The organism is Sphingobium sp. KCTC 72723, assembly GCF_014280435.1.
In the GTDB taxonomy this organism is placed as follows: domain Bacteria; phylum Pseudomonadota; class Alphaproteobacteria; order Sphingomonadales; family Sphingomonadaceae; genus Sphingobium.
On record NZ_CP060388.1, the window covers coordinates 1,533,434 to 1,559,007 of the forward strand.

General features: G+C 62.5%; 20 protein-coding genes and 1 tRNA gene. 9 read left to right on the top strand and 12 right to left on the bottom strand.

Features of this window, described 5'->3' with window-relative positions; translation table 11 throughout:
- Window positions 1-27: 27 nt before the first annotated feature.
- The 8 genes from SPBM01_RS07775 to SPBM01_RS07810 form a co-directional block, all read right to left on the bottom strand.
- On the bottom strand, window positions 28-642 hold the full coding sequence (locus SPBM01_RS07775) for a F0F1 ATP synthase subunit B (protein ID WP_188064821.1): 615 nt from the start codon (window positions 640-642) through the stop codon (window positions 28-30).
- Window positions 635-1,129 (bottom strand): ATPase, encoded by a 495-nt coding sequence (locus tag SPBM01_RS07780; RefSeq protein ID WP_188064823.1) that lies wholly within the window; start codon window positions 1,127-1,129, stop codon window positions 635-637. The genes SPBM01_RS07775 and SPBM01_RS07780 overlap by 8 nt, the downstream gene beginning before the upstream one ends.
- Window positions 1,130-1,209: 80 nt before the next feature.
- On the bottom strand, window positions 1,210-1,437 hold the full coding sequence (locus SPBM01_RS07785; RefSeq protein ID WP_006961951.1) for a F0F1 ATP synthase subunit C: 228 nt from the start codon (window positions 1,435-1,437) through the stop codon (window positions 1,210-1,212).
- A gap of 53 nt (window positions 1,438-1,490) precedes the next feature.
- On the bottom strand, window positions 1,491-2,276 hold the full coding sequence (locus SPBM01_RS07790; protein ID WP_188064824.1) for a F0F1 ATP synthase subunit A: 786 nt from the start codon (window positions 2,274-2,276) through the stop codon (window positions 1,491-1,493).
- 46 nt (window positions 2,277-2,322) lie between these two features.
- Window positions 2,323-2,646, bottom strand: a complete 324-nt coding sequence (locus SPBM01_RS07795; RefSeq protein WP_188065611.1) for an AtpZ/AtpI family protein — start codon at window positions 2,644-2,646, stop codon at window positions 2,323-2,325.
- A 170-nt stretch (window positions 2,647-2,816) separates the two neighbouring features.
- A complete protein-coding gene (locus tag SPBM01_RS07800; RefSeq protein ID WP_188064827.1) occupies window positions 2,817-3,218 on the bottom strand; it encodes a YdbL family protein in 402 nt (133 codons plus the stop codon).
- Window positions 3,215-3,403, bottom strand: a complete 189-nt coding sequence (locus tag SPBM01_RS07805) for a YnbE family lipoprotein (RefSeq protein WP_188064828.1) — start codon at window positions 3,401-3,403, stop codon at window positions 3,215-3,217. Before SPBM01_RS07805 ends, SPBM01_RS07800 begins: the two co-directional genes overlap by 4 nt.
- Window positions 3,400-6,633, bottom strand: coding sequence for a YdbH domain-containing protein (locus SPBM01_RS07810; RefSeq protein ID WP_188064830.1), 3,234 nt, complete (start codon window positions 6,631-6,633; stop codon window positions 3,400-3,402). The genes SPBM01_RS07805 and SPBM01_RS07810 overlap by 4 nt, the downstream gene beginning before the upstream one ends.
- Before the next feature lie 147 nt (window positions 6,634-6,780).
- On the opposite strand from SPBM01_RS07810, the gene radC reads away from it, so the two are divergent.
- Window positions 6,781-7,476 (top strand): RadC family protein, encoded by a 696-nt coding sequence (gene radC, locus SPBM01_RS07815; RefSeq protein ID WP_188064832.1) that lies wholly within the window; start codon window positions 6,781-6,783, stop codon window positions 7,474-7,476.
- 207 nt (window positions 7,477-7,683) lie between these two features.
- Here radC and SPBM01_RS07820 read toward each other — a convergent pair whose 3' ends face one another.
- Window positions 7,684-9,165 (bottom strand): DEAD/DEAH box helicase, encoded by a 1,482-nt coding sequence (locus SPBM01_RS07820; protein ID WP_188064833.1) that lies wholly within the window; start codon window positions 9,163-9,165, stop codon window positions 7,684-7,686.
- Window positions 9,166-9,289: 124 nt separating this feature from the next.
- A complete protein-coding gene (locus SPBM01_RS07825; protein WP_188064835.1) occupies window positions 9,290-9,733 on the bottom strand; it encodes a hypothetical protein in 444 nt (147 codons plus the stop codon).
- A 78-nt stretch (window positions 9,734-9,811) separates the two neighbouring features.
- Here SPBM01_RS07825 and SPBM01_RS07830 point away from each other — a divergent pair, with 78 nt between their 5' ends.
- The 4 genes from SPBM01_RS07830 (at window position 9,812) to SPBM01_RS07845 (ending at window position 13,198) form a co-directional block, all read left to right on the top strand.
- Window positions 9,812-11,260, top strand: a complete 1,449-nt coding sequence (locus SPBM01_RS07830; RefSeq protein ID WP_188064836.1) for an FAD-binding oxidoreductase — start codon at window positions 9,812-9,814, stop codon at window positions 11,258-11,260.
- A 117-nt stretch (window positions 11,261-11,377) separates the two neighbouring features.
- Window positions 11,378-12,172 (top strand): SapC family protein, encoded by a 795-nt coding sequence (locus SPBM01_RS07835; RefSeq protein ID WP_188064838.1) that lies wholly within the window; start codon window positions 11,378-11,380, stop codon window positions 12,170-12,172.
- A gap of 296 nt (window positions 12,173-12,468) precedes the next feature.
- Window positions 12,469-12,543, top strand: a tRNA-Glu gene (locus tag SPBM01_RS07840).
- 319 nt (window positions 12,544-12,862) lie between these two features.
- Window positions 12,863-13,198 (top strand): UrcA family protein, encoded by a 336-nt coding sequence (locus SPBM01_RS07845; RefSeq protein ID WP_188064840.1) that lies wholly within the window; start codon window positions 12,863-12,865, stop codon window positions 13,196-13,198.
- A 3-nt stretch (window positions 13,199-13,201) separates the two neighbouring features.
- Here SPBM01_RS07845 and SPBM01_RS07850 read toward each other — a convergent pair whose 3' ends face one another.
- Window positions 13,202-15,709, bottom strand: a complete 2,508-nt coding sequence (locus SPBM01_RS07850) for a zinc-dependent metalloprotease (protein ID WP_188064842.1) — start codon at window positions 15,707-15,709, stop codon at window positions 13,202-13,204.
- Window positions 15,710-15,782: 73 nt separating this feature from the next.
- The gene (locus SPBM01_RS07855; RefSeq protein ID WP_188064844.1) at window positions 15,783-16,286 is read right to left on the bottom strand and encodes an Lrp/AsnC family transcriptional regulator; all 504 of its coding nucleotides are present in this window, start codon (window positions 16,284-16,286) and stop codon (window positions 15,783-15,785) included.
- Between the two features lie 288 nt (window positions 16,287-16,574).
- Between SPBM01_RS07855 and SPBM01_RS07860 the strand changes: the two genes are divergently transcribed.
- The 4 genes from SPBM01_RS07860 (at window position 16,575) to SPBM01_RS07875 (ending at window position 25,573) form a co-directional block, all read left to right on the top strand.
- Window positions 16,575-19,571 carry a TonB-dependent receptor domain-containing protein gene (locus tag SPBM01_RS07860; RefSeq protein ID WP_188064846.1) on the top strand — a complete coding sequence of 999 codons (2,997 nt, stop codon included), beginning with the start codon at window positions 16,575-16,577 and terminating at the stop codon, window positions 19,569-19,571.
- Between the two features lie 76 nt (window positions 19,572-19,647).
- Window positions 19,648-21,264 (top strand): amidohydrolase, encoded by a 1,617-nt coding sequence (locus SPBM01_RS07865; RefSeq protein ID WP_188065612.1) that lies wholly within the window; start codon window positions 19,648-19,650, stop codon window positions 21,262-21,264.
- 131 nt (window positions 21,265-21,395) lie between these two features.
- Complete coding sequence (locus SPBM01_RS07870) at window positions 21,396-22,919, top strand: amidohydrolase (RefSeq protein ID WP_410483048.1); 1,524 nt, start codon at window positions 21,396-21,398, stop codon at window positions 22,917-22,919.
- A gap of 542 nt (window positions 22,920-23,461) precedes the next feature.
- Window positions 23,462-25,573 (top strand): TonB-dependent siderophore receptor, encoded by a 2,112-nt coding sequence (locus SPBM01_RS07875; RefSeq protein WP_188064850.1) that lies wholly within the window; start codon window positions 23,462-23,464, stop codon window positions 25,571-25,573.
- The last annotated feature ends 1 nt before the right edge of the window (window position 25,574 follow it).

Below are 25,574 nucleotides of genomic sequence, written 5' to 3' on the forward strand. Positions count from 1 at the left end.
TTTTTCATTGTCTCTGGCGCGGTGCGATCAGTTGATCGTACCCAGACGGCCGATCGCGCCATCGACCAGTGCCTTGTCCGCCTTCGCATCATGGCCCTGCGCGATCAGGACCGTAGCGGCCGTGGTTGCGGCGTTGACGGCGCGGGTGCGGATGGCGGCGACGGCGGTGCGTTCGGCAGCGCCGATCTTGTCCTCGGCCATTTTCTGGCGGCGGACGATCAGAGCTTCGGCGTTCACCTTTGCGTCGGCGATCAGCGTTTCGGCTTCATGCTCGGCGGACTTGCGCATGGCGTCGGCTTCACCGACCGCAGCGGCCAGTGTCGCTTCATATTCCGCCTTGAGCGCGTCGGCTTCGGCACGGAGCCGCGAGGCTTCGGCCAGTTGTTCGCGGATCTGCGCGATCCGGCCGTCCAGTACGCCGCCGATCAGGGCAGGCACTTTCTTGAACAGCAGGATGCCGATGAACACGGCCATGGCCAGGCTGACCCAGGCCGTGGCGTCCATGCCGACAGCTTGTGGGTCGGTATGCGGGGCCACGCCTTCATGCGCGACGGCGCCGACCGGCTCCAGCCCTTCGGCATGGATCGCCTGATCGAGCGTCGGGGGCGTTTCCGCCGAATGCTGTGCTGCTGCCTCAGCCATGGGCCAGTGCTGCCTTTACTGCGTTGCGGGCCGCATCGTCCGACGCTTCCACGCCGGAAATACGCGCCACCATGTCGCGCGCCGCGTCGGCGGCAACGGTTTCGATTTCTGCCAGAGCCGCGTCGGACGCGGCCTTGATACGGGCTTCGGCTTCGGCGATTTTGGCCGCGACCTGCGCATCGGCGATGGCGAGTTGCGCTTCGGATGCCTTGGCAGCGTCGCTCTTGGCTTTCGCCAGCGTCGCCTGGGCAGCGGTGCGGCTGGCCGTGTCGCGGACCCGATAGTCGGCCTCCGCTTCGTCGGCGCGGGCGAAAGCTGCCTTGGCAGCGTCCAGATCACCGGTGATCTTCGCGTCGCGCGCGTCCGCCGTGCCTTGAACCTTTGGCACCATGCCGAGGCCGATGACAAAGAAGACGAAGCCGAAGGTCAGCAGCAGCCAGAAAATCTGGCTGGAGTAGGTTTCGGCAATTTGCGCGATTTGAGGCATATCTATCCGTCCGATCAGGGCGCTGTCATGGGAGGAGAGCGGGCGGGACGACCATCGGCCGCCCTGCCCGCTCCACTAAATCAGGCCACGAACACCAGGATCATGGCGATAACGAACGCCAGCAGACCCAGAAGTTCCGCCGCAGCGAAACCGATGAACAGACGACCCTGCTGGCCATCAGCGGCACCCGGATTGCGCAGCGCGCCTTCGAGGAACGCGCTGAACACGTTGCCCACACCCAGGGCAGCGATGCCCGCACCGATGGCGGCCAGGCCAGCACCGAGCAGCTTTGCGGCTTCTGCGTCCATGTCGTAAACTCCTTCGTTAGAATAATGATAATGTTGACGAACTCAGGTAAAACTCAGTGCAGGTTTTCGGCATCGTTGAGATAGACCGAAGTCAGCAGCGCGAACACATAAGCCTGGATGACCGCGACCAGCATTTCCAGCGCGCTGATGCCGATCATCAGAATGAAGCTGGCGGTGCCGACGGTCAGGCCCAGAGCGGGCGAAGCGTTAGCGCTGTTGATGACGAAGCCCGCAAGCACCTTCAAGAGGACGTGTCCGGCGGTCATGGCGACGAACAATCGCAGACCCAGGCTGAACGGACGCACCATGAAGGAGACGAGTTCGATGAAGAAAAGCGGCACCACCATCGCGACGGGCGTGCCGTGCGGGATGAAGAGCGAGAAGAAGTGGAAGCCATGCTTGGCGAAACCGACGATCAGGACGATCGAGAAGCTCATGATCGCCAGCACGCCAGTGGCCGTGAAATGGCTGGTGAAGGTGAAAGGGTGAAGCCCGACCAGACCCAGCGGCAGCAGGCCCAGAAGGTTGGCCAGCAGGATGAACATGAACAGCGAAAAGACGTAGGGGATGTACTTCTTGCCACCCTCACCCACGTTGGAGATCAGCAGATTCTTGATGAAGCCGGTGAAATATTCCACCGCCATCTGCCAGCGACCGGGGACCAGTTCGCGCTTCATGCCGCCGATCACGAAGATCCACAGCACGACGGCGGCCAGCACCATATAGAGCGCGCTGTTGGTGAAGGCGATGTTGAAACCGCCAATCGACAGATGATCCGTACCGAACAGAGGTTCGATCGCAAACTGGTGCATCGGATCGATTTTGCCGGATTCTGCCACGCTGGACCCCTGTAACGTCTTTAATCGGACTAAGATAAAAGCGCCCCTATTGTGGAGGACGCTTCGTCGTCGTCAATCTGATGATGTTCCTGAACGCCGCCACGATACCAAGACCGAGGAACATAAGCAGGAGCCATGGGGATGTGCCAAGCAGCCGGTCAAGAACCCAGCCGATCAACGCACCACCGACAAGACCGCCGATCAGTTCCGCAAGAACCCTGTTGCCGAGGCGAGACCCATCGTCCGCCGCTTGCTCAGTAGCCCCCTGCCTGACCTTTTCGACATGTTCGGCGCGCGCGATCCGCTCCTCAAGAGACGTGATGCGCGCGTCCTCCCCCGCCGGGTCCTGTCCGGGTCCATCCGCAACCATGTTCATCCTCCATCCGGGTTTGACCCCATATGGCAGGCGGCATGGCGCTTGCGGCTGCACCCGTCAAGGCGCGGCCCGTTTAGAAAGGGGATTGCCGATAGTCAACCATGGTTGGGGCATAAGAATAGCCCCCCGGACGAAGGAACGAGAAAAGTCCGCCAGAAGGTAATTCAGCCAGCGTTCGCACAATAGGATGGCAGGGCGATGGCGTCGCCGCCCTTTGTCTGCCACGCGCCTGCGCCGATGCGATAGGCCTGACCCGGCTTTACCCGGCTGCTGAGCGTCTGGCACCCGGTGGCGGCGGCGACATCCTGCACCGTGACGCCGCGCTGGCTGGCAAGGTTGGTATAGGCGGCGCGGCGTTTGATGTTGATCGATTCGACTTCGGAACGCACGTCGGCGCTTACCGTCCCGGCGATGCCGAGATAGCCATCGGCCTGTTCGCCCACCGTCCCGGCCGCCATGGCGGCAGCGACGGGGCCGGTCTGCGCGCGCGCAGGCGCTGTCATGGCAAATCCGGTGGCCAGCGCGACGACGGCACCGGCGGCGAACAGGATCATCTTGCGTGTCATTGCGGGAACAACTCCGGGTTATTCTGAATAAGATCCTGCGCGTCGCGTTGCAGGCGCACGACCACTTCCTGCTGCACCTTGACGTTCAGGTTGATTTCGATCGGCCGGTCGGGCGCCTTCACCTGGATACAGCCACCCAGTGCGAAGAGGCTGAGGCCTGCGATGAGGATCGGTCTTTTTGTCATGGCTGCCCCTTTGTTGGCATCTTGTCGCTTTCCGCAGGCTGAACCGCAAGCCCCTGCGCAGCTTGCGCCCGCATCTTTTCCTGCGTCTGCTTGCCGATTTCGTCGCGGATGGTCTGGGTCGGGTCGATGAAGGATTGGGCGGTGCCGAGCAGTCCCCGGAACGGCGCGGAAATGCGGACGTTGAAAATGAAGGGCAGGCCGACGAAATTGCGCGCAAGGCCCGCCGGTGCGCCGCCGAGCTGGCCGCGATTGACGCCGTTGAACACGACGTTGGTGACCATTTCGCCGTCCAGCGCGCCATCCATCAGGATTGTCAGACATTTATATTGCAGGTCTTTGAGCGCGTCGAAGGCGATCCGCCCCATCACGCCGACCTGCTCGTTCGACACCGGACCGACATAGGACAGCACGCCCGACTGGCGGGTGGGGTCGCAGGGAATCGAGGGCAGTACGCCTTCGGGCATAATGAGTGCGGGCATCCCCTGTTGCCGGGCGACCAGCACGCCGCCCGCGACCCGCCCGCCCTGCGCGTTGAAGATCAGCGGCATGATGCCATCGAAGGTGCCGGTGGCGGAGATATTGTCCAGTTCCATCGCCTGAATGAAGGCGCCCGCATCCAGCCCGATGACGCGGAAAGTCATGTAACGGTCAACATCCGCGCTGAAATCCATGGTGGTGGGCAACAGGTCGAGCTTGCCGCCGGAGAAGGGCCAGCCGCCGCCCTCGATTCGCACCTTTTGCCCGGCCTCCAGGCGGTAGCGGACAGTGCCGTCGCGCACTCCCACGCCCGGATTGACCGATTTGATTCGCGCTTCCTGCCCCGGCGCGGTGACCATGCCGATCAGGTCGGTGAAACGGATTTCGCCCGACAGCCCCTGCACCGGGCCAAAGGCCGCAGCGAGATTCGCATTGTCGGTGCGGAAGGTGCCAGTGGACGTGACATTTGATCCGGTCCAGTCGATTCGCCCCTGCCCCGTCACTGTCGCAGCCACATTGGCGACGACGCCCTTGGCCAATTTGGTGACGTCTTCGGGTTGAAGCCTGGAATTGAACAGGAGGCCGGGGACGGCAAGGTCGGCATGGCCCCGGCCAGTCGAGAGTTGATGCGCGATGGTGGCCCGGGCCACGGTCGCGCCGTTGCCGGGCGCGGCGAGCGTGCCGGTGGCGGCGATGGCGCCGTCTTTCAGGGTCAGGGCGAAATCGGGGACGGCGAGTGGCTCGAACCGGGCTGGCCCTTGCGAATCGCGGACCGTCATGGCCGCGCTCAGGGACAGTGCGCCCCTGATGAAGCGCCAGTCGCCTGCACCATTTTCGACGATCAGCGGGACAGTGCCGATCTGGCCCCCTGCCCCGGCCAGTTTCCCGGCGAAACCCTGCGCCGTCATGCGCCCGTCGAGCGTGGCGGCGGACAGGCGCACGGGGGCGTCCTGCGGGCCAAGCGACAAGGCCGGGTTGGCGAGGCTGAAGCCCGTCCGGCCCAGCGCGATACGGGCATGGTCGGCGGTGAGGCGCAGCGGGCTGTCGCCATTGCGGCCAATGAGCGCGAGTTTCTGAATGTCTGCGCCGCCGCTGATGCCTTGGGCGTTCATGGCGAACAGAGCGCCGCCGTCGAGCGGGCAGAGCGTCTGGCGCGTCTGGCCAATGGCGAAGCTGCCATAACGGGCTTCTAGCAGGGAAAGCGGGACGCAGCGGCGGTTGATTGCCAGCGCGCCATTGGGAGCCAGCGTTCCTTCGACCGGCAGGCTGAGGCCGCGCAGGCGACCGTCGGGCAAGGGACCGTCCAACCGCAGCGACGTGGCGAATCGTGTTGCGCCGCCCCGGTCGGCGGTAAAACGGACAGGATCGAGCGCCAGCCGGGCGTCGCCCTCCACATAGGGCGCGACGAACAATTGCCCGCCAAAGCCGCCGCCGGGACGACGGGCGAGGCGCAGTGCCGCTTCGGGCAGGCCGCCGCCCTGCGTCGTGAGCGCGCCGTCGAGCGCCCAATCAAGCGCGGCCCCGGCGCGGCCGGGCCAGGCGAGAGTCATGCGGCCCTGTGGCGACAGGCCCGCCTGCGCGCCGCTACGCGCGGCAAAGCGGCTGTCGGTGAGGATCAGGCCACCGCTTGCCCCGCGTTGCGCGAAAGCGAAGCGCGTGTCGAAGCGGTTGTCGGTTCCGGCCTGACGCACGGCATCGGCGAGGCGCGCGGCGAGTGGGCCGACGGGCGTAGCCGCCGTCGATGTGCGCAGCGCGGCAAGCGGATCCCGCCCGGTCATGCGCAGATTGCGGCCTGATAGCTGCCCGTCGAAGGTCGCGTCCGCCCCTTTGATCGCCCATGCGCCCGACAGGTCGGCCTGTTCGACCAGCGCGCCATTGCCCGACAGGGTGCGCGCTGCGATGCGGGCGCGGCCCTGCGTCGTGGCGCTGGTGCCGTCGAAATCGATCCGGCCAGTCGGCGCGGCGAGCAGGACGCCGCCGGACCGGAGCGCGTCGCCGGTCAGGTCGGCATGGCCGGTCCAACGATCCAGCGCCTTGCCCAGCGTCAGGTCGATCGTGGCGGCGGGGGCCGCCAGCGTGGTCGCGCCCGCGCGGCAGGCAAGCGCCGTTGCGCGGGCGGGGCCGGTCAGATGGGGCTGCCCCTGACGCATGGCGATGTCGAACATTCCGGTCGGGCGGGTCAGGATGCACCCGGCGAGCGCCGCCTGCGGCATGGCGGCGGCGACATTACCCCGGAAGCCGGACGCGATATTGCCGGTGCCATCAATCTGCATCCCCAACGGTCCCGCGTCCGTGGACAGGCTGAGCCGTGCATCGGCGAGCGACAGGAAAATGTCGGGCAGGCTGAACGGTGCGGTGGAATCGGGGTCGCTGAATTTATCCAGTTCGCCCAGCGCCAGCACGCCGTCATGAAGCGATCCGCGCAGGCGCACGCCCCCGGCCCGGATCGCCGCGACCTGCGGCGTCAGGCCGGCAAAGGCGATGTCGACTTCCACCCAATGCGCCGTCAGGTCGGGCCGGGCGGGATTGCCCAGGACGATATTTTCGATACGCTGAGTGCGCAGGCCGAGATCGACCAGATCATAACTGGCCTGCACCCCACGCCGGTTGAGTTCGCGGCTGACGAAATTTTCCGCGATCGGCGCGCGTTGCGTCCACAACCCCGCCAGCACCAGCGCGAGCGAACCCGTGCCGACCCCCAGCCAGCGCAGCCAACCCCGGCGAACCGCCGTTTCGCCGTCCTGATCTTCCATGCCTATCGCCAACCCCGGCTCTTGTGCGACGTTACAGTCCGTAACGGGTGCATAACGTCTGAGGCTCCGTAAATATCCTTGCCGGGAAATTCCGCAACTTATAGCGTAGGATTGTAGCGTTCGGGGGGCCGCAACAGGGGATCAGCTTTGGCCGAACGGGATGCGAATATCACGCAGGATGGCGTGGGACACCGGGCGCGGTTGCGCGCGAAACTGGCGACAGGCGGCGGTGAGGCGCTGCATGACCATGAACTGATCGAATATCTGCTGGCGCTGGCGATTCCCCGGCGGGACACCAAGCCGCTGGCCAAGGCGCTGTTGCGCGAATTTGATGGCATCGGCGGATTGATGACGGCCGATTGGGAAGCGATCGGCCGGGTGCCGGGCATGGGCGACACCAGCATCGCGGCGATCAAGATAGTGCAGGCGACATTGCTGCGGATGTTGCGCAACGAAGTCGCCGCGCGGCCGGTGCTGGCCAGTTGGCAGGCGCTGCTCGACTATCTGCGCGCGGACATGGCGTTTCTGGGGGTGGAGCGCGTGCGCGTGCTGCATCTGAACGCGCGCAACATGCTGATCCGCGACGAGAATATGGGTGACGGGTCGATCGACCAGGCGGCCATCTATGTGCGGGAAGTGATCCGCCGGGCGATCGACCTTGGGTCAGCGGCGATCATATTGGTGCATAACCACCCCAGCGGATCGCCCGAACCCAGCCGTCAGGACATAGATGTGACGCGGCAGATCATCGAGGCCGGCAAGCGGCTGAACATCGGCGTGCATGACCATATCATCATCGGCGCGCAGGGGCATGTGAGTATGCGGGCGAAGGGGCTGTTGTGAGGCGCATGTGCCAAGCCCCCAGCCGTCATGCCAGTGGACGATGCCATCCCATATTTCTTCAGTGACAGCGATTTAGGCAGAGAGATCCCGGCATCCGCCGGGATGACGGGTGGAAGGTGCCGATTCCTCTGGCATTCAGCGTCGTTCGACTTTCGATGAGGCCGGGCGCCTGCCCTTCTCTCTCGAAAGAGAAGGATAGGCGCGCGGTTATTCCGTGAAGCCGAAGTTCAGGAATTCGGGGACGGGACCGTTCCAGCCTTCGTCCGGGCCGTCATCGTGACGGTCGTCGCGGCGCGCGCGGGCGGGGGCTTCCTGCCGGCGCGGGGCGGCGGCGGGACGTTCCTGACGATCTTCACGCGGGCGTTGCTGGCGCGACTGTTCCTCGCGCGGGGGATCGGCGCGGGGGCGTTCGGCGGCGGGGGCTTCTTCGCGCGTTTCCTGAGCGACAGGCTGGACGGCGGGCTGTTCCGCGACCGGCCGATCCGCAACCGGCTTTTCCGCGCGGGCAGCAGGCTTGCGGCCACGCGGCGCGCGGCGCGGTGCTTCTTCCGCAGGTGCAGCGGAGGCGACGACTTCGGCCGCGCCGACGACTTCGATCTTCGTGCCGATCAGCTTCTGGATATTGTCGATCGCTTCGGCGTCCGCTTCGGTGACGAAGGTGTAGGCGACGCCCGATGCGCCCGCGCGGCCGGTGCGGCCGATGCGGTGGACATAATCGTCCGGGTGCCAGGGCGCGTCATAGTTGAACACATGGCTGACGCCCTTGATGTCCAGCCCGCGCGCCGCGACGTCCGACGCGACGAGGATGTTGACGGTGCCGGCGCGGAAGCGTTCCAGTTCGGCGATGCGCGAACCCTGGTCGATGTCGCCGTGAATTTCGCCCGATCTGAAGCCGTCGCGTTGCAGGCTCTTGTTCAAGTCCCGCACCGTCGTCTTGCGGTTGCAGAAGATGACCGCGCTGGTGACGTCGGCTTCGCCCAGCATTTTGGACAGGACATCGCGCTTCTTGCGCGCTTCGACCTTCACCAGACGCTGGGTGATGTTGATCGAAGCGCTGGCGGGGCGCGCGACTTCGATCGATTTGGGGTTGGACAGGAATTTGTCGGCCAGCTTCTTGATGACCGGGGGCATCGTTGCCGAAAACAGCAAGGTCTGGCGCTGCGCGGGCAGCTTGGTACAGATTTCCTCGATGTCGGGGATGAAGCCCATGTCGAGCATCCGGTCGGCTTCGTCGATGACCAGCAGCGAACAGCCGTTGAGCATGATCTTGCCACGGCCGAACAGGTCCATCAGGCGGCCCGGCGTCGCGATCAGCACGTCCACGCCCTTTTCGAGCGCAGCCAGTTGATCACCCATGGAAACGCCGCCGATCAGCAGCGCCATGGAGAGTTTGTGATATTTGCCGTATTTCTCAAAATTCTCCGCCACTTGGGCCGCGAGTTCGCGGGTCGGCTCCAATATGAGCGAGCGCGGCATCCGTGCGCGGCTGCGGCCATGGGCGAGGATGTCGATCATCGGCAGCACGAAGCTGGCGGTCTTGCCCGTCCCTGTCTGGGCAATGCCGATGATGTCGCGCATCATCAGGACGGAAGGAATTGCCTGCGCCTGAATAGGGGTGGGCGTGTCATAACCGGATTCGGTTACGGCCCGCAGCAATTCGTCGGAAAGGCCGAGATCGGCAAAAGTCATTCAATGGTCCGGTACAGGAGGTTTTTCCGGCCCGCATCATAGCGAACGGAAATCCGCCGCGCATTGCGGAAATATTGGCCGCTTGTCAAGGAAATCGCGCCATTTACCGGTGCCGCATGATGGTTCAATCGTCTGGTTCGGCAGCGACCAGTCGCTTGAAGCTGTCGATGGCGCAACTGGTGCCGCTGCGCGCCTGCAATTCGTCGCGCCCCGAACAGAGCGACCCGTCGCTGTCGGGTTCCACATAAAAGCCTGAATAGAAGCCTGCCGCATCGCACCCCTTTTCCAGCCGGGCGCGATAGCGATGCTGGTCGGCCAGAATGAGATCGACGCCGTTATGCACCACGATGCTGGCGGCGCGGATGGAGCGCAGGGCAACGCAGCGCGGCCCCTTTTTCTCATCCCATGCCTGCCCCGAATCGGGCGTGATTCGGGCGGGCGCCTTCCCCTTGCGCACCGATGGGACGCGAATGATGACGCGCTGCTGAATCGATAATTGCGCCCATTGCACGGTTTCCCCGACAGGCGCAGCGAGCAAAGACATGGGCAACAGGACGGAATGGAACAAATCAGACCCCTTTTGGGAAAGGCACGCTATCGCGATATGGTTGAACCGTCGATGAATTCCGGGGCATAGGTGCGTCCCATGATCGGACAGGATAATATCGCGCGCTTTATGGCGCTGCTTGGCCCCAAGGGCGTCGTCACCGATCCCGAAGATATTGCGCCATGGACCAGCGACTGGCGCGGGCGCTTTCATGGGAAGGCGGCGGCGATCCTGTCGCCTGCCGATGTGCAGGAAGTGGCCGCGACCGTGGCGCTGGCGGCGGAACTGGGCATCGCATTGGTGCCACAGGGGGGCAATACGTCGATGGTGGGCGGGGCGACGCCGCCTGCCGACGGGTCGGCGCTGATCCTGTCGCTGCGGCGCATGAACCGGATCCGCAGCCTGTCGCCCGACGACAATCTGGCGATCTGTGAGGCAGGCGTAATCCTGAGCAACCTGCACGACGCAGCGGCAGCGGCAGAGCGGCGCTTTCCATTGAGCCTGGGGGCCAAGGGTTCAGCGACGATCGGCGGGCTGGTGTCGACCAATGCGGGCGGCACGCAGGTATTGCGCCATGGCACGATGCGCGCGCTGGTGGAGGGTATAGAGGCGGTGTTGCCTGACGGGCGCATCTTCAACGGATTGGATGCGCTGAAGAAGGACAATCGCGGTTACGACATCAAGCAATTGCTGATCGGCGCGGAAGGGACGCTGGGCGTGGTGACGGCAGCAGCATTGCGGCTGGTCCCCGCGATCGCCGCGCGGGCGGTCGGCTGGGTCGGTGTCGCTTCGCCTGCCGACGCACTGGCGCTGCTGCGGTTGGCGGAGGCGGAACTGGGCGACAGCGTCGAAGGGTTCGAGGTGATCGCGGACGAGACTTTGGGCTTCGTGCTGGGGCATATTCACGGCACGCGCAGCCCGATAGCCACGCGCACGCCCTGGCATGTGCTGATCGAAGTGGATCATGGCGACCTGCGCGATCCGGGGCCGGGCGAGCGGCTGGAGGGTGCGCTGGCGCTGGCGTTCGAACGGGGGATTGCGATCGACGCTGCGATTGCCGCGAACGAGGCGCAGGCCGAGGCGTTCTGGCGGATCCGCGAATCGCTGTCGGAATCGGAAAAGGCGCAGGGTCCGGCGCTGCAATATGACATCAGCGTGCCGGTGGCGCGGATGCCCGCCTTCATGATCGAGGCGGCGCAGGCAGCACAAGCGCGCTTCCCCGGCACCACGGCTTCGTCTTTCGGGCATCTGGGCGATGGCAACGTCCATTTCCACGTCCGCGCGCCCAAGGGGACCAGCGATGGTCCGGGCTGGATCGCCGATCAGGGGCAGGCGATCAATGCTTTCGTCCATGACGCGGTCGTGGCGGCGGGCGGCTCCATATCGGCCGAACATGGCATTGGTCAGATGAAGCGCGCCGAACTGGGACGGCTGGCGGAACCGGCGCGGATCGGCGCGATGCGCGCGATAAAGGCAGCGTTCGACCCGCATGGGCTGTTCAATCCGGGCAAGCTGATCCCCCTGCCCCACGAAACGACGCAGGGATAAGCGCACGAGCGAAAGCAATTGCCTAGCCCGCGCTAGGTCTTTATCGCCCTCATCCAGTTTTACGCCCGGCGGCGCGCATCTCAAGCACCGCTTCAATGACAGAATGGACCCCGGATCATGGCCAGCGCGCCCGCGAACAACCTGCCGATCTTTTACAACGACCTGCTGCCGCTCAGCAGCGTGGATCATATCGACTTCCGTAGCCGTGCGGTCGATTCCGCACCGTTTTTGACGACGCAGCACGCCATTCCGCTGACCATCGACGAATTTGTGACGGCGCAGCGGTTCGTGCCGATCATCTTTTCGGCGGGACAGGATTCGGTGCCGCTGGCGCTGATGGGCCTGAACGAAGGCGTCAACATCTTCGTCGATGACGAAGGCAAGCTGCGTGGCCCGGCCTATGTCCCGGCCTATGTCCGCCGTTATCCCTGGATGCTGGCCAAGCTGCGCCCCGATTCGGACGAATTGTCGCTGTGCTTTGACCCTACCAGCCCGGCGATCGGCACGTTCGAGGACGGCGAAGCGCTGTTTGCGGATGGCAAGCCGAGCGAGTTGACGCAGGGCGTGCTGAAATTCTGCGAGGATTTCGAGCAGGCAGCGGCCCGCACCGGCCAGTTCGTGCGCGAATTGCAGGAATTGGACCTGTTCATGGACGGCGAAGTGTCGATCCAGACGCCAATCGCCGACCAGCCCTTCGTCTATCGCGGTTTCCGCATGGTGAATGAGGAAAAGCTGCGCGAACTGCGCGGCGACCAGCTGCGCAAGATGAACCAGAGCGGCCTGCTGGCGCTGGTCTATGCGCATCTTTTCTCGCTCCAGCTGATGCGCGATATTTTCGAAGCGCAGGTCAGCCAGGGCAAGGGACCGATCGCCCTGCCCGCACAGCCGGCGGTCGAAGCTGCAAATGCCTGAATGAGAAATTGACCCGAAGCGGTTAAAATAATTGATGGATCGGGCATGGCACCCCCCTTGTCAGGCCAAGGTGCCTGCCCTATCTATCAATCATGCGATGCACCTGCCCCCCTTTCGGGTGTGTCGTATGGATGCCTCCTTCATTGGAGGTGTCTCCTCCCTGAACCTAGGCCACCCCGTGCATTGCATGGGGTGGTTTTTTATGGGCGGCGTGGGAACGGCAGTTTTGCTTGACGGGTGTATACCCGCTGCGTAGAGCGCACCCCCTGCCCTACCGACCGCCAACGCGGTCCTATGGCCCCTTCGTCTAGCGGTTAGGACGCGGCCCTCTCACGGCTGAAGCACGGGTTCGATTCCCGTAGGGGTCACCAAAATACTCTCCCGGAGAGTATCAGAATGTGATCTTCAAATCAGGATGTTGCACGCGCGCCCGGCCACGAGCATTGGATGCCTTGCCGTCCCGGACAGGCGCGCTTCGGGCGTGCTGGCAGCTATGTTTCCATGGATCGGTGAACGCTGGCGGCAGTTGGCGGACGACGGCGGGCGACGGCGTAGCCTTTGGCCTCGTCACGGTCGGTAGGCTCGAACGCTGACCAGAATCCGCTACTTTCCGGGGTTACGCCTTCCCTTTGTTCACTCGAAAGCCTATCTAGATGATGCCCAAAGAGGCGATAATAAAAGGATGAGAGGATGTTGAAGAACCCCCTGATGGGCGCGGCGCTGGCCACGCTTCTGCTACCGATGGCCGCAACTGCGCGGTCAGGCGGCAACGACATGCTGGTGACGGGCGAATATCGCGGCGAAACGCGCAGCATCACCGTAGCGCTGGCGGACCTGAACCTGCGTCACGATCGCGCCGTGGACCGCGCCGAGAGCCGCATACGCTATGCTCTCAAGCAGGTTTGCGACATCAACAGCGCGCGCGAACTCTACGAAAAGCGCGACTATAAGGCATGTTACGATCCAGCGATGGACAGCGCCAGAAGCGATCTGGACAAACGCATCGCAACTGCGCGCGCGACCTGAGCCTCAGCCTCCGAGCGGGGGGCCTGGCGGCATCGGGAAGCGCGAGCGCGGCCCCTTGCCCCAGGGCGAGGAGGAGGATTTGGGCGCATGGGCGACCGGGTCTTCCAGATATAGCGCGATGTCGCGCGCGGCCTGCCGGTAATGGGCCGTCGTGATCGGATCGGCATCCTTGCGTGTCTTTAGGTCGCCTGCAAGCTGGACGAGTCGTTCGGTGATATAGGCGCGTGCGTCGGCCGATGCTGTCGCGTCGCCACCCAGGATCATCATCGATTCCAGCGCCACCCGCTGCGTCACCCGGCGAAGCGCCTGTCCCTGCGCATCGGCGTCACGCGGCGCGCCCCAGCTGTGCGCCATCACCGCATCCACCATTTCGGGCAGCGTCAATGTGTCGGGCCTGCGCGCGGCCAAGGCAATCATCCGCGTCGCCCGCTTGCCCTCGAACAATGGTTCCAGCACCAGCGCCGACAGGATGCGCGCAGCTTTAAGCTGGTCGAACGCATCGTCGCTCGACAGATCTTCGAGATTATTGCCCGGATCGGGCGTCAACTGGGCCAGCAGTGTTTCGGGCAGAGTCAGGTTGGCCGGTTCGATCGCATCCATCAGCAGGCCCAGCACATCGCGTTGCAGGGTCGCAGGTACGAACTCGGTGGGCGGGATCGTCTCGCCCTTCACCACGATATTCTCATACAGGCCACCGACATATTTGAGGCCCGATTCTATCGCGTAGCGGTGGTGCAGATAGGCCATCCATAACCGCCCGTTGCGCAGCGACCCGATCGGTTCGCCGGGCGACAACATGTCGGGACCATAATGGGCGATCATGATCTTGCGGGCTGCCATCGCTTCAGTCAGATTTTCGGTCGGCGTCGCCCGGTCGTCATACCAGGTCCAGCGCGGATCGGTATCCGGCACATAGAGCAGTCCCTGCCCGCGCATGTCCGCGATCACCCCGTTCAGGCCCGCATTTTCCTGCGCAGCGGGAAAGACGCTGTAAGCATAGCGCGCCATCGCCATGTCATAGGCACCGATCTGCTTCTGGAAGGATTCGCTGATGTCCAGCTTGCCGTCGACCACCTTCACGCGGGGCGTTGGATATTCCATCACCGACGCCCGGTCGTTCAGGCTGGAGGCGAAATTATGCCCGAAACCGACAGCATGGCCCAATTCATGCGCCGTCAGCAGCGCCTGACGCAGCAGCACCATGTCGCGCTGGCCCGCAGGCATGTCGGTCATGGCACCGGGCGTCAGCAGGCTGGGGTCGGCCACCGTCACGCCGCTGCCATCGGCGGGCAACCCGGCCATATAGGCGTCCCAATAATTGCCGATCGTGCGGATGCGGTGGGTGTCCATCCGTGTCTTTGACCCGATGATCTCGCCCGTGCGCGGATCGCGATAGGTGCCGCCGCTCGAAAAACTCCGTTCGTCGCGGTTGATCCACAGGACATAGGCATAGCGTATGTCCATCGGGTCCATATCGACCGGCGCGTCCTCCGCGCGGATCGCATTGACGAACCCCGCCGCTTCGAACGCCTTGTTCCACCATAGCAGGCCAGCCTTCATCGCATGGCGGATCGGACCGGGAATGGCGGGATCGAAATAGAAGGTGATGGGCTTGACCGGCTCGCTCATCGCGGCGGACGGATCCTTCTTTTCCAATCGCCAGCGGGTGATCCACTCGGTTTCCGGGCCTTGACTGAACGGCCTGGAATAATCGTGGAACTTCATCGTGCTGACGCCGATGCGCGGATCGCCCGTGCGCGGGGTATAGCCCATGGGGGCGCGCAGGAAGCTGTGATGGATCCGCATCGTCATCGCGCGCGGTTCGGGCGTCGTGTTGCGGACCAGCGCGCCGGAGGCATCGCCCGTGAAAGTCGCTACCGTCTCGATCTCGCTATTGTCTGGAAAGGCTTTGGTCCGGGCAGGGTAGAAACTGCTGCGCGCGGCGTCGAACTTATATGTTCCCTGATTGGCACGCTTCAAAGTCGCTTCGATATTGGCGGCGTCGCGCATGAATAGCGTGGTGGCGTCCACCACCACCTTGCCCCCAGCGTCGGATTCGATCGGCAATGCCGCCAGAACCGAGGTCGGAAAGGATTCCGCAACGCCCAGCGCGTGAGCGCTATCGCCACCCAGCGAGCGGTAATCCTGATTGATTTCCGTGACCAGCACCTTGGCCCCGACCCGCTGGAAACGGATGACCGCGCTGTACATGACGCCCCGGTCCAGCGGCAACTCCACTGAGCCGCCGCCTGTCGCCGCCGAGACATAATAGAGAATGTCCTGATCGAAGGCCGAAATTTCCAGCAGCATCCGCCCCTTAGCTGCGTCCCAGCGCAGCGGAATGAAGCCGTCCATTTGGGTCGTCGCGGCGGCGTTGCTGGCCACTGCCGGTCCAGCCGGAGCCGCGCCAGCCGTGCCGCCGAGCGCGATCAGGGCCAGCGCCATCGCCCCGGCGGCGTGGACCGCTTGGCTGTGTGCGCGTGAAACTGAACGTGGACCCCTTGCAGCCATGTGCGACTCCCCCAGCCATGGGCGACCAGGATGATCCCCTGCATCTGTCAAACGCGCAACACACCGCAATCCGCTATCGCGATCCGACTGTCGGCCGTTCGAACAGGATTGGCACATTGGCGCGGCGCGCGACTTCGCGCAGGATGATGCTGCTCCTGATCTTCGCGACATGAGGCAGAGTCGACAATTCCTTTCGATAAATGGAATCATATTCGTCGAGCGAGCTGACATGGATCATCAGCATGAAGTCGGTGTCCCCCGACACGAAGCCGCAAAAGGAGACGGAAGGGCATTTGACCACCTCCTTTTCAAATTCGTTCAGGACATTTTCGGCTTGCGACACCAGTTCGATCATTACCATCACCACCCCGCTGAAACCCAGCGCGCGCAGGTTGAGACGGGCGGTATAGCCGTCGATCACGCCTGATTCCTCCATCATCCGCCGCCGCCGTGCGACCGCCGTGCTGGACAGGTTGATCTGTTCCCCCACCGACACGTCGGACGCGCGCCCATCCTCCGACAGTGCCTTGAGGATTCGATAATCAACGGAATCTAGGGAAGGATTGTTGGAATACATCAGGAATCCTTCATTTTTTGATGGATATTAAAAATCTCTTAGTAAAAATTGCGACAAATTAGCAGAAATCGCAACAGAATTTCTGTTAGTCTCGATGGTGCGCAAGAAATGGGCGAAGGGGCGATAGTGGATTGACGAAGCCGGCTTCGTTTCTGTCTGCGAGGGATTACCAACAAGAACCTTCGGGTCGCAAATAAGGCAATATAGACGTATAAAATATAATAATAACAATAATATATGGAAGAGGTGCGTGGAGGCCTGGGGGCAGTAGCAACAGGGGGGTCACACATGAACATCACGCAATCCGACCATATCGGTCACGCATCCAGCCGACGCGCGCGCCGGCTACTGGGAACGGCCTGCGCTGCAGCCCTGTGCGCAGCGTCGGCAATCGCCACGGCGCAGACCGCCGCGTCCCTGCCCGACGAGCAGGCGACCGCGCCCGACAGTTCGAGCGACATCACAGTCACCGGATCGCGCATCGTCCGCGACGGATATGACGCGCCGACGCCCGTCAGCATCATCAGCACCAAGGAGTTGAAGGCGGAAGCGCCGGCCAACATCTCCGATTTCGTCAACACCCTGCCTGCGGTGCGCGGCAGCGGCACGGCGGCCTCTTCCAACGGTTCGCTCAGCAACGGCGCGGCGGGCATCAACAGCGTCAACCTGCGCAATCTGGGCGCGAACCGCACGCTCGTGTTGTTCGACGGCCAACGCTCCGTCACATCCACCACGACCGGCCAGGTCGACGTGAACACATTCCCGCAGGCGTTGATCGAGCGAGTCGAAGTAGTGACCGGCGGCGCATCGTCCGCTTATGGTTCGGACGCCGTTTCGGGCGTGGTCAACTTCATCCTCAACCGCGACTTCACCGGCCTCAAGACCGAATATGAATATGGCGTCACCACCCGCGACGACGGCAAGAATTACAAGTTCAACGCGACCGGCGGGAAATCCTTTGCCGATGGCAAGGGGCATATCCTGGTATCGGGTGAATATTTCGAGCAGGCGGGGATCCAGTCGATCGATCGCGACTGGAACGACAACGGTTATTTCTTGGCCAACAACCCGGCCTATAGCGGCGCGCGCTGCACTGATGCGGCATCGCTCAATACGCCCTGCGTCCCCGAATATATCGTCGAGGCGGGCATCGGCACCGGCCAGTTCACACCCGGCGGCCTCATCAGCACAGGCCCGCTGCGCGGCACCTATTTCGGGTCGATCAACCCGACCACTGGCAAAGCGTCGGTCAACCAGCTCAATTTCGGTGCGACCAGCGGGCAGTGGATGATCGGCGGCGACACCGACATCACCACCAAGGGACATCGCGGCAGCGCGACGCTGTTGCCGTCGGAAAAGCGGCATAGCGCCTTTGGTCGCCTGAGCTATGAATTTTCGCCGTTGATCGAAATATTCGGCCAGTTTTCCTACAGCCGCTATAACGGCCAGAGCTTCTATCAGCAGACCCCGACCGTTGGCGTCGCCATCCAGCGCGACAACGCCTTCTTGCCTGACAGCGTAAGAGCGGCGATGGTCGCCAACAACCTGACGTCGGTCCAGATCGGCACCAGCCACATCTTCCTGCCGCCGCAGGGCAGCGACAATACGCGGCAGGTGTTCCGTTATGTCGCGGGCGGACGCGGCGAATTTTCGGTCGCGTCGAGCGACTGGACCTGGGACGCCTATTATCAGCTTGGCAAGACCAAGACGAGCGAACTGCTGACGAACGCATGGAACATCGCGCGCATGGCAAGCGCCACCGATGCGGTCGTCGCGGCGGCGGGCAATAACGGCGGCTATGCCCCCGGAACGATCGTCTGCCGCATCAATGTGGATGCCAATGCGAACAATAATGATCGAAGCTGCGTCCCGCTCAACCGCATCGGCACCAATGGCGCATCGGCGGCGGCGATCGACTATGTGCTGTACAACGGTCTCCAGCCGCTGCGTAAGCAAGACCTCAAGCAGGAAGTGGCGGCGATCAATTTTTCGACCAACAATCTGCTCGACCTGTGGGCCGGGCCGATCTCGATCGCGTTCGGCGGCGAATATCGCAAGGAATCGGTGACCGGATCGGTCGATAGCCTGTTCCAGCCGATCGTATCGAACGGGGTCACGACTGGCACCTGGATCTATGGCAATTATCTGCCCACGATCGGCCGATACAATGTGAAGGAAGCCTATCTCGAAACCATCGTCCCGATATTCCGGGGCATGGATTTCAACGGCGCGTTTCGCATGACCGATTATTCGACGTCGGGCAGCGTCAACACCTGGAAAGCGGGCCTGACCTGGCAGCCGATGGACGACATCAAGTTCCGTGGCACGGTGTCCCGCGACATTCGCGCGCCCAATCTGAGCGAATTGTTCGCACCCGGCACCGGGCGTACCAACACGGTCAACGTCCCCAGTGGCGCGACGGTGCGCGCGGACCAGTTCAACGAATCCACCGTCGGCAACCCCACCCTGCAACCCGAAATCGCCAAGACCTATGGCGCGGGCGTCGTGTTGACGCCCACCTTCCTGCCGGGCTTCGCCATGTCGGTGGATTATTATAATATCAAGATCGACGGGTCGATCTCCTCCCTGGTGGCGCAGACGCTGGTGGATCAATGCTATCTGCAAAATATTGCGCTGGCCTGTACCGCCATATCGACCAGCGGCGGGCGGGGCGTCGTCACCCCAGGGCTGGCCATCACCAGCATCGAAATCAAGCCGACCAACTTTGTGACCGAAAAAACCAGCGGCATCGACATCGAAGCCAGCTATCGCAGGCAGGTCGGTCCCGGCAACATGACGCTGCGCGCGCTAGTCAGCAAGGCGTTCGAACTGAAACTGGACAATGGCGTCACCGCAACGACGGACGCGGCCGGCCAGAACACTGGCGGCCTGCCCGACTGGACCTATCGCTTCACCGCCGGATACGACATGGACGCAGGCTTTAGCATCCAGGGCGTTGCGCGCGGCGTGTCCAGCGGCGTGTACAACAATAATTATGTCGTCTGCGACACCGCCTGCCCGCTTTCGACCGCCGACAATCGCACGATCAACCTGAACAAGATCAAGGGCGCTTTCTACTTCGACCTTAACGCGAGCTATAATTTCGAAATGGGCGGATCGAAGACGCAATTGTTCCTGTCGGTCCGCAACATATTCGACAAGGATCCGGTGCTGGTCGGCATCGGCCCGACGGGCAACAACACGCCCGCTTATCCGCAGACAAACCGCGCCCTCTACGACGTTTTGGGCCGCGTGTTCCGCATGGGCGTGCGCCTGTCCATCTGACCTGCCTCTTGCGGTCGGCGGCCCGCGCCGTCGACCGTACCAAATACATAATCCGTCCGTTCGGGAGATATTCGTGATGCTGAAATCCGCCGCCCCATCGCTGCCCGGCAAGTCGATTGCTGCCCTGCTGGTTTCGACCATGCTCGTCACCGTCGCCCTGCCCGCCGCCGCCAAGGCACCCGCCGCGCTGAAGAAGGAAGTCGCGACCGCGATCGACGGGGAAGCCAAGCTGGTGCAGGAAATGGTCGATAGCGTCTTCAGCTTCGCCGAACCGGGCTTTCAGGAATTCAAGACAGCCGATTATCTGACCGCCATTCTGGAAAAAAATGGCTTCACCATTACCAAGGGCGTGGCGGGCATCCCGTCGGCCTGGACGGCAACCTGGGGCACAGGTGGTCCACTCGTCGCACTAGGCTCGGACGTGGACGGGTTGCTAGGCCTTTCCCAATATCCCGGATCGCCCACGCTCAAGCCGATGGTCGCAGGTGCGCCGGGCCATGGCGAAGGGCATAATTCGGGTATGCCGCTCATCGTGGCCGCCGCCATCGCGACCAAGAATGTGATGGAAAAGCGCGGGATCAAGGGTCGCCTGATGCTGTGGCCGGGCGTTGCGGAGGAATTGCTGGCGACCAAGGCCTTTTACGTCCGCGCAGGCCTGTTCAAGGATGTCGACGCCTCCATCTTCACGCATGTCGGTTCGGGCTTCAGCACCGGCTATGGCGAGATGGGCAATAACGGGATGGTGTCGGTCGAATATAATTTCCACGGCAAGACATCGCACGCCGCTGGCGCTCCCTGGGCCGGGCGGAGCGCCCTTGACGGCGTCGAACTGATGGACATCGCCTGGAACATGCGCCGCGAGCATCTGCCCATCACCCAGCGTTCGCATTATGTCATCACCAATGGCGGGGGCCAGCCCAACATCGTGCCGGGCGAGGCCACCGTCTGGTATTATTTCCGCGAACAGACCTTCGATTCGATCCGCAAGCTCTACGAAACCGGCAGCGAGATCGCAGACGCGGCGGCCAAGGCGACCGGCACCACCGTCACCCGCCGCATCCTGGGCTATGCCGCGCCCAATTTCGGCAACAAGCCGTTGGCCGAGGCGGCCTATGCCAATATCCAGATGGTCGGGATGCCCAAATGGACCGCGCAGGACCAGGCCTTCGCCAAGGCGGCGCAGGAGGCCAACAAGTTGGAGATCAAGCCGCTGGAGGACAAGGTCAGCGCACTTTCCACACCCGAATCGCGCGGCAAATCGAACGGCGGCGGGTCCGATGACATTGGCGACATCATGTGGACGGTGCCGACCATCACCATCCGTTTTCCGTCCAACATTCCGAGCATGATCGGCCATAATGTCACGTCGGCGATCGCGATGGCGACGCCCATCGCGCACAAGGGCGCGGTCGCGGGGGCCAAGGCAGTGGCCATGACCGTCCTCGACATCATGACAACGCCGACATTGGTGAGCGAAGCCAAGGCCTATTTCACCAACGTCCAGACCAAGGACCAGAAATATGACCCGGTGCTGACGGCAGAAGACAAGCCGGCCATCCACCTGAACAAGGAAATCATGGACCGGATGCGGCCGGAGCTGGAGAAATATTATTATGATCCCGCCAAATATAGCAGCTATCTGGAACAGTTGGGCATCGCCTATCCCAATACGGATATTGGTGTCGCGAAATAACCGCACCTGCATAAAGCCCTGCATCCATACTCATCTTCGGAGCGCCCATGCCCGCCCCATCGCGTCATAATATCCTGTCCACGATCGGCCTGTTGCTGGCCGCCTCCAGCCTGTCGCTGAGCATCCCGGCCATGGCCAAGGCACCCGCCGCGCTCAAGACGGAAGTCGCGACCGCGATCGACGAAGAGGCCAAGCTGGTGCAGGAAATGGTAGATAGCGTCTTCAGCTTTGCCGAACCGGGCTTTCAGGAAGTAAGGACTTCGGCATATTTGACCGCCATCCTCGAACGGAACGGTTTCACCGTTACGCGCGGCGTCGCGGGCATCCCGACGGCGTGGACCGCGACCTGGGGCACGGGCGGCCCGCTGGTGGCACTGGGATCGGACATTGACGGGCTGCTTGGCCTGTCCCAGACGCCAGGATCGGCGGTCATCAAGCCGATGGTCGCGGGCGCACCGGGGCATGGCGAGGGGCATAATTCGGGTATGCCGCTCATCATCGCCGCCGCCATCGCCACCAAGAATGTGATGGAAAAGCATGGGATAAAGGGACGGCTGATGCTGTGGCCCGGCGTTGCGGAGGAATTGCTGGCGACCAAGGCCTTCTATGTGCGCGAAGGGCTGTTCAAGGATGTCGACGCCTCCATCTTCACCCATGTCAATGCAGGTTTCGGCACGGGTTGGGGCGATCTGGGCCTGACCGGCATGGTTTCTGTTCAATATGATTTCCACGGCAAGACTGCCCATGGTGCCGCGCCATGGAATGGCCGCAGCGCGCTCGATGGAGTCGAATGGATGAACGCCGCATGGAATTTCCGGCGCGAGCATCTGCCGCTAACCCAGCGGTCGCATTATGTAATCACCAACGGCGGGGGCCAGCCCAACATCGTGCCGGGCGAAGCGAGCGTGTGGTATTATTTCCGTGACAAGGATTTCGCTTCGGTCCGCAAGCTGTACGAAACCGGCAACGAGATTTCGGAGGCTGCGGCCAAGGCGACCGGCACCACCGTCACCCGCCGCCTGCTGGGCTATGCCGCGCCCAATTTCGGGAACAAGCCAATGGCCGAAGCCGCCTATGCCAATATCGAAATGGTTGGGATGCCCCAGTGGAGCGAGGCGGATCAGGCCTTCGCAAAAGCGGTACAACAGGCCAACGGCTTCACGCTCAAGCCCCTGGACAGCAAGGTAACCCCCCTTTCGACCCCTGAAACACGCGGCGGCGCGAGCTTTGGCGGGTCCGACGATATCGGCGACATCATGTGGACCGTGCCCACCATCACCATTGGCTATCCATCCAACATTCCCAATACGATCGGACATCATGTGACCGCCGCGATGGCGATGGCGACCCCGATTGCGCATAAGGGCGCTGTCGCAGGCGCAAAAGCGGTAGCCATGACCGTCCTCGACCTCATGACCACGCCCACACTGATCAGCGCGGCCAAGGCCTATTTCACCAATGTGCAGACCAAGGACTTGAAATATGATCCTGTCGTCACTGCGCAGGACAAACCCGCCATCCATTTGAACAAGGAAGTGATGGAACAGTTGCGCCCGAAGATGGAGCAATATTATTACGACCCCGCAAAATATGGCAGCTATCTTGAGCAGTTGGGTATCGCCTATCCCGATACGAGAACCACTGGCGCGAAATAACGAATCAGGTGCGCGAAGAAATTCGTTGCCGAGGATTCGCAGAGGAGGCAGGAACGCTATAACGATGCTGTTCGGTTTGTGGGGATTTAGGATGCCCAATTTACCGGAGATGTGATTCACATTCTGGATGGGCCGCCTTATCTATATTGCGCGACATTATCAAGCCGCGCGATGTCAATTCGACCCATATGGACCCGATGGACAGATGGCATTCATGGTGGCGTCAAAATCATGCATCGAGTAAATGTCGATGTAAAATCCTTATCTTGCGATGACTGCCGGGCGCCCGCAGGTCACTACCTTCGCTTCTCATAAGGTGTCGAGGCCCGGTGCCGATCCCGCCGCAATTCCAACATTGCCCAGCCGATACCCAAGCCTGAACAGCGCGGCGATCTGTTTGCGTGTTTTGTCCTGTCGCGTCGCGGGATCGGGGTCGTTTGACCTGTAAAAGTTCATGCAGCAAAAGCAGGCATTTATGATAATGACTTGCAATATAGGACCATGGCGTTATGGGAGCAGTCCAATTTTATGGGGGTTCCGCCATGTCTGCCATTCTCTCGCTCCTCGCCGCTGCGGCTGCTGCCGCCCCGGCGGATGCTGCCGCTGATCCTTCTGGTGCCGATGTCATCATCGTGACGGGGCAGCGCACCGAAGGGCAGGACGGCTATGCTGTCAAAAAGCAGACCACCACGATGCGCGTTCCCCTGTCGCTGCGCGAAACGCCACAATCGGTCAGCACCGTCACGCGCGCGCAGATCGAGGATTTCAAGCTCAACGACATCAACGACCTGCTAAAGACGGTGCCGGGCGTGCAGGTGCAACCCAACGACACCGACCGAGTGTCCTATTCGGCGCGCGGGTTCGACATTCAGACGTTCCAGATCGACGGCGTCGGCCTGCCCTTCGCATTCGGTATCCAGACCGGGTCGATCGACACGGGCGTTTACGACCATATCGACGTGGTGAAGGGCGCGCCCGGCCTGCTTTCGTCCACCGGCAATCCGTCCGCCGTGGTCAACTTCATCCGCAAGCGCCCGACCACGACGTTCCAGGCTTCGGCCAACGCCCAATATGGATCGTTTAACGACCTGCGCATCGACGGCGACGTGTCGGTGCCGCTGACCAGCGACGGTTCGGTGCGTGCGCGCGCCGTGGGGGTGTTCGTCGACAAGGACAGCTATCTGGATCGCTATCACCTGCGCCGCTGGACCGGCTATGGCATTGTCGAGGCCGATATCGGTCCCGATACGACGTTGACCGCGGGCTATGGCCATCAGGATCATCAGAGCCAGGGCGCGATGTGGGGCTCGCTGCCGCTCTATTACACCGATGGCACCCGCATCGACCTGCCCCGGTCGGCCAATACCGGCCCGGAATGGGCGGGATGGGGCGTGATCGACCGGCAGATTTTCGGCGATATCGTGCATCATTTCAACGAGGACTGGCACGCCAAGCTGACGGTCGTGCGCCGCGCCATGAGCGAGCAGGACCAGCTATTCTATGTCTATGGCAATCCGGAGCGTGCTTCGTTGCCCAGCGGCATCAACGCGGCGACCTTCGCCGGGGTCTACAGCTATCCCGGTGCGTTCAAGGCGCAGACGCGCAACCTGACGCTGGACGGCTATGTCGCGGGCAAGGTGTCGCTGTTCGGTCGGCAGCATGATGTGATGATCGGTGCCAACCGCAGCGCGCAGGATTATCAGCAACTTTCGAGCTATGACAACAGCACGATCAACGTCGCCGTGCCGCTGCCCAATGTCTATGACGGCAGTTTTCCCCTGCCCAACTTCCCGACCACCTATGACCTCAGCCTCGACCAGCATAGCCGACGGGAATCCATTTATGGGATGGTACGGCTGAATCTGGCCGACCCGTTCAAGCTGATGGTGGGGGCAAATTATACCCACGCCATGGCGGAGGGGTTTTCCTATGGCACGCCGACCAGTTTCGACCGCAACCGTTTCCTGCCGTTCGTCGGTGCGACGCTGGACCTGAACGAGACATTCAGTGCCTATGCCAGCTTTGCGACCATCTTCAACCCGCAGAGCGAAGTCGATATCAACAACCAGATATTGAAGCCGATCGAGGGCAGCAATCTGGAAGCGGGGCTGAAGGGCGAATGGTATGAAGGGCGGCTCCACGCCAGCATCGCCCTGTTCCAGACGCGGCAGGACAATACGGCCCAGTCGGTCGGCTTCGTCAATGGCCGGACGATCTATCAGGGGTTCGACGCGAAGTCGGAAGGGATCGAATTTGACTTCGGCGGCGAAATCCTGCCCGGCCTGCAAGCGACCGGCGGCTATACGCTGATGCGTATCCGCGACGAGGATGACCAGCCTGCCCGCACCTTCGTGCCGCGCCATCAGGGCAAGCTGAACGTCAGCTATAGCCCGCCCGCGCTGCCCGCGCTCAAGGTCGGCGCGTCGCTCCAGTATCAAAGCCAGATCTACTTCAAGACCGCGACGATCAAGCTGGTGCAGGAAGATTATGCCGTAGTCGACCTGATGGCGAAATATAGCTTTACCGATAATCTGTCGGTCAGCGCGAACCTGAAAAATGTCACCAACGTCAAATATCTGGGGGCGCTCAACTATGATCAGGCCTATTATGGTGCGCCGCGCACGGTGCTTGGCACGGTCAGCCTGAAATATTGAG

Bases quoted from the DNA above. Each gene is read 5' to 3' on its own strand.
- SPBM01_RS07810 (WP_188064830.1), bottom strand. From the start codon at position 6,633: ATGGAAGATCAGGACGGCGAAACGGCGGTTCGCCGGGGTTGGCTGCGC.
- SPBM01_RS07800 (WP_188064827.1), bottom strand. From the start codon at position 3,218: ATGACACGCAAGATGATCCTGTTCGCCGCCGGTGCCGTCGTCGCGCTG.
- SPBM01_RS07780 (WP_188064823.1), bottom strand. From the start codon at position 1,129: ATGCCTCAAATCGCGCAAATTGCCGAAACCTACTCCAGCCAGATTTTC.
- SPBM01_RS07850 (WP_188064842.1), bottom strand. From the start codon at position 15,709: ATGGCTGCAAGGGGTCCACGTTCAGTTTCACGCGCACACAGCCAAGCG.
- SPBM01_RS07775 (WP_188064821.1), bottom strand. From the start codon at position 642: ATGGCTGAGGCAGCAGCACAGCATTCGGCGGAAACGCCCCCGACGCTC.
- SPBM01_RS07860 (WP_188064846.1), top strand. From the start codon at position 16,575: ATGAACATCACGCAATCCGACCATATCGGTCACGCATCCAGCCGACGC.
- SPBM01_RS07805 (WP_188064828.1), bottom strand. From the start codon at position 3,403: ATGACAAAAAGACCGATCCTCATCGCAGGCCTCAGCCTCTTCGCACTG.
- SPBM01_RS07835 (WP_188064838.1), top strand. From the start codon at position 11,378: ATGGCCAGCGCGCCCGCGAACAACCTGCCGATCTTTTACAACGACCTG.
- SPBM01_RS07875 (WP_188064850.1), top strand. From the start codon at position 23,462: ATGTCTGCCATTCTCTCGCTCCTCGCCGCTGCGGCTGCTGCCGCCCCG.
- SPBM01_RS07830 (WP_188064836.1), top strand. From the start codon at position 9,812: ATGATCGGACAGGATAATATCGCGCGCTTTATGGCGCTGCTTGGCCCC.
- SPBM01_RS07845 (WP_188064840.1), top strand. From the start codon at position 12,863: ATGTTGAAGAACCCCCTGATGGGCGCGGCGCTGGCCACGCTTCTGCTA.
- SPBM01_RS07865 (WP_188065612.1), top strand. From the start codon at position 19,648: ATGCTGAAATCCGCCGCCCCATCGCTGCCCGGCAAGTCGATTGCTGCC.
- SPBM01_RS07785 (WP_006961951.1), bottom strand. From the start codon at position 1,437: ATGGACGCAGAAGCCGCAAAGCTGCTCGGTGCTGGCCTGGCCGCCATC.
- SPBM01_RS07855 (WP_188064844.1), bottom strand. From the start codon at position 16,286: ATGTATTCCAACAATCCTTCCCTAGATTCCGTTGATTATCGAATCCTC.
- SPBM01_RS07870 (WP_410483048.1), top strand. From the start codon at position 21,396: ATGGCCAAGGCACCCGCCGCGCTCAAGACGGAAGTCGCGACCGCGATC.
- SPBM01_RS07820 (WP_188064833.1), bottom strand. From the start codon at position 9,165: ATGACTTTTGCCGATCTCGGCCTTTCCGACGAATTGCTGCGGGCCGTA.
- SPBM01_RS07795 (WP_188065611.1), bottom strand. From the start codon at position 2,646: ATGGTTGCGGATGGACCCGGACAGGACCCGGCGGGGGAGGACGCGCGC.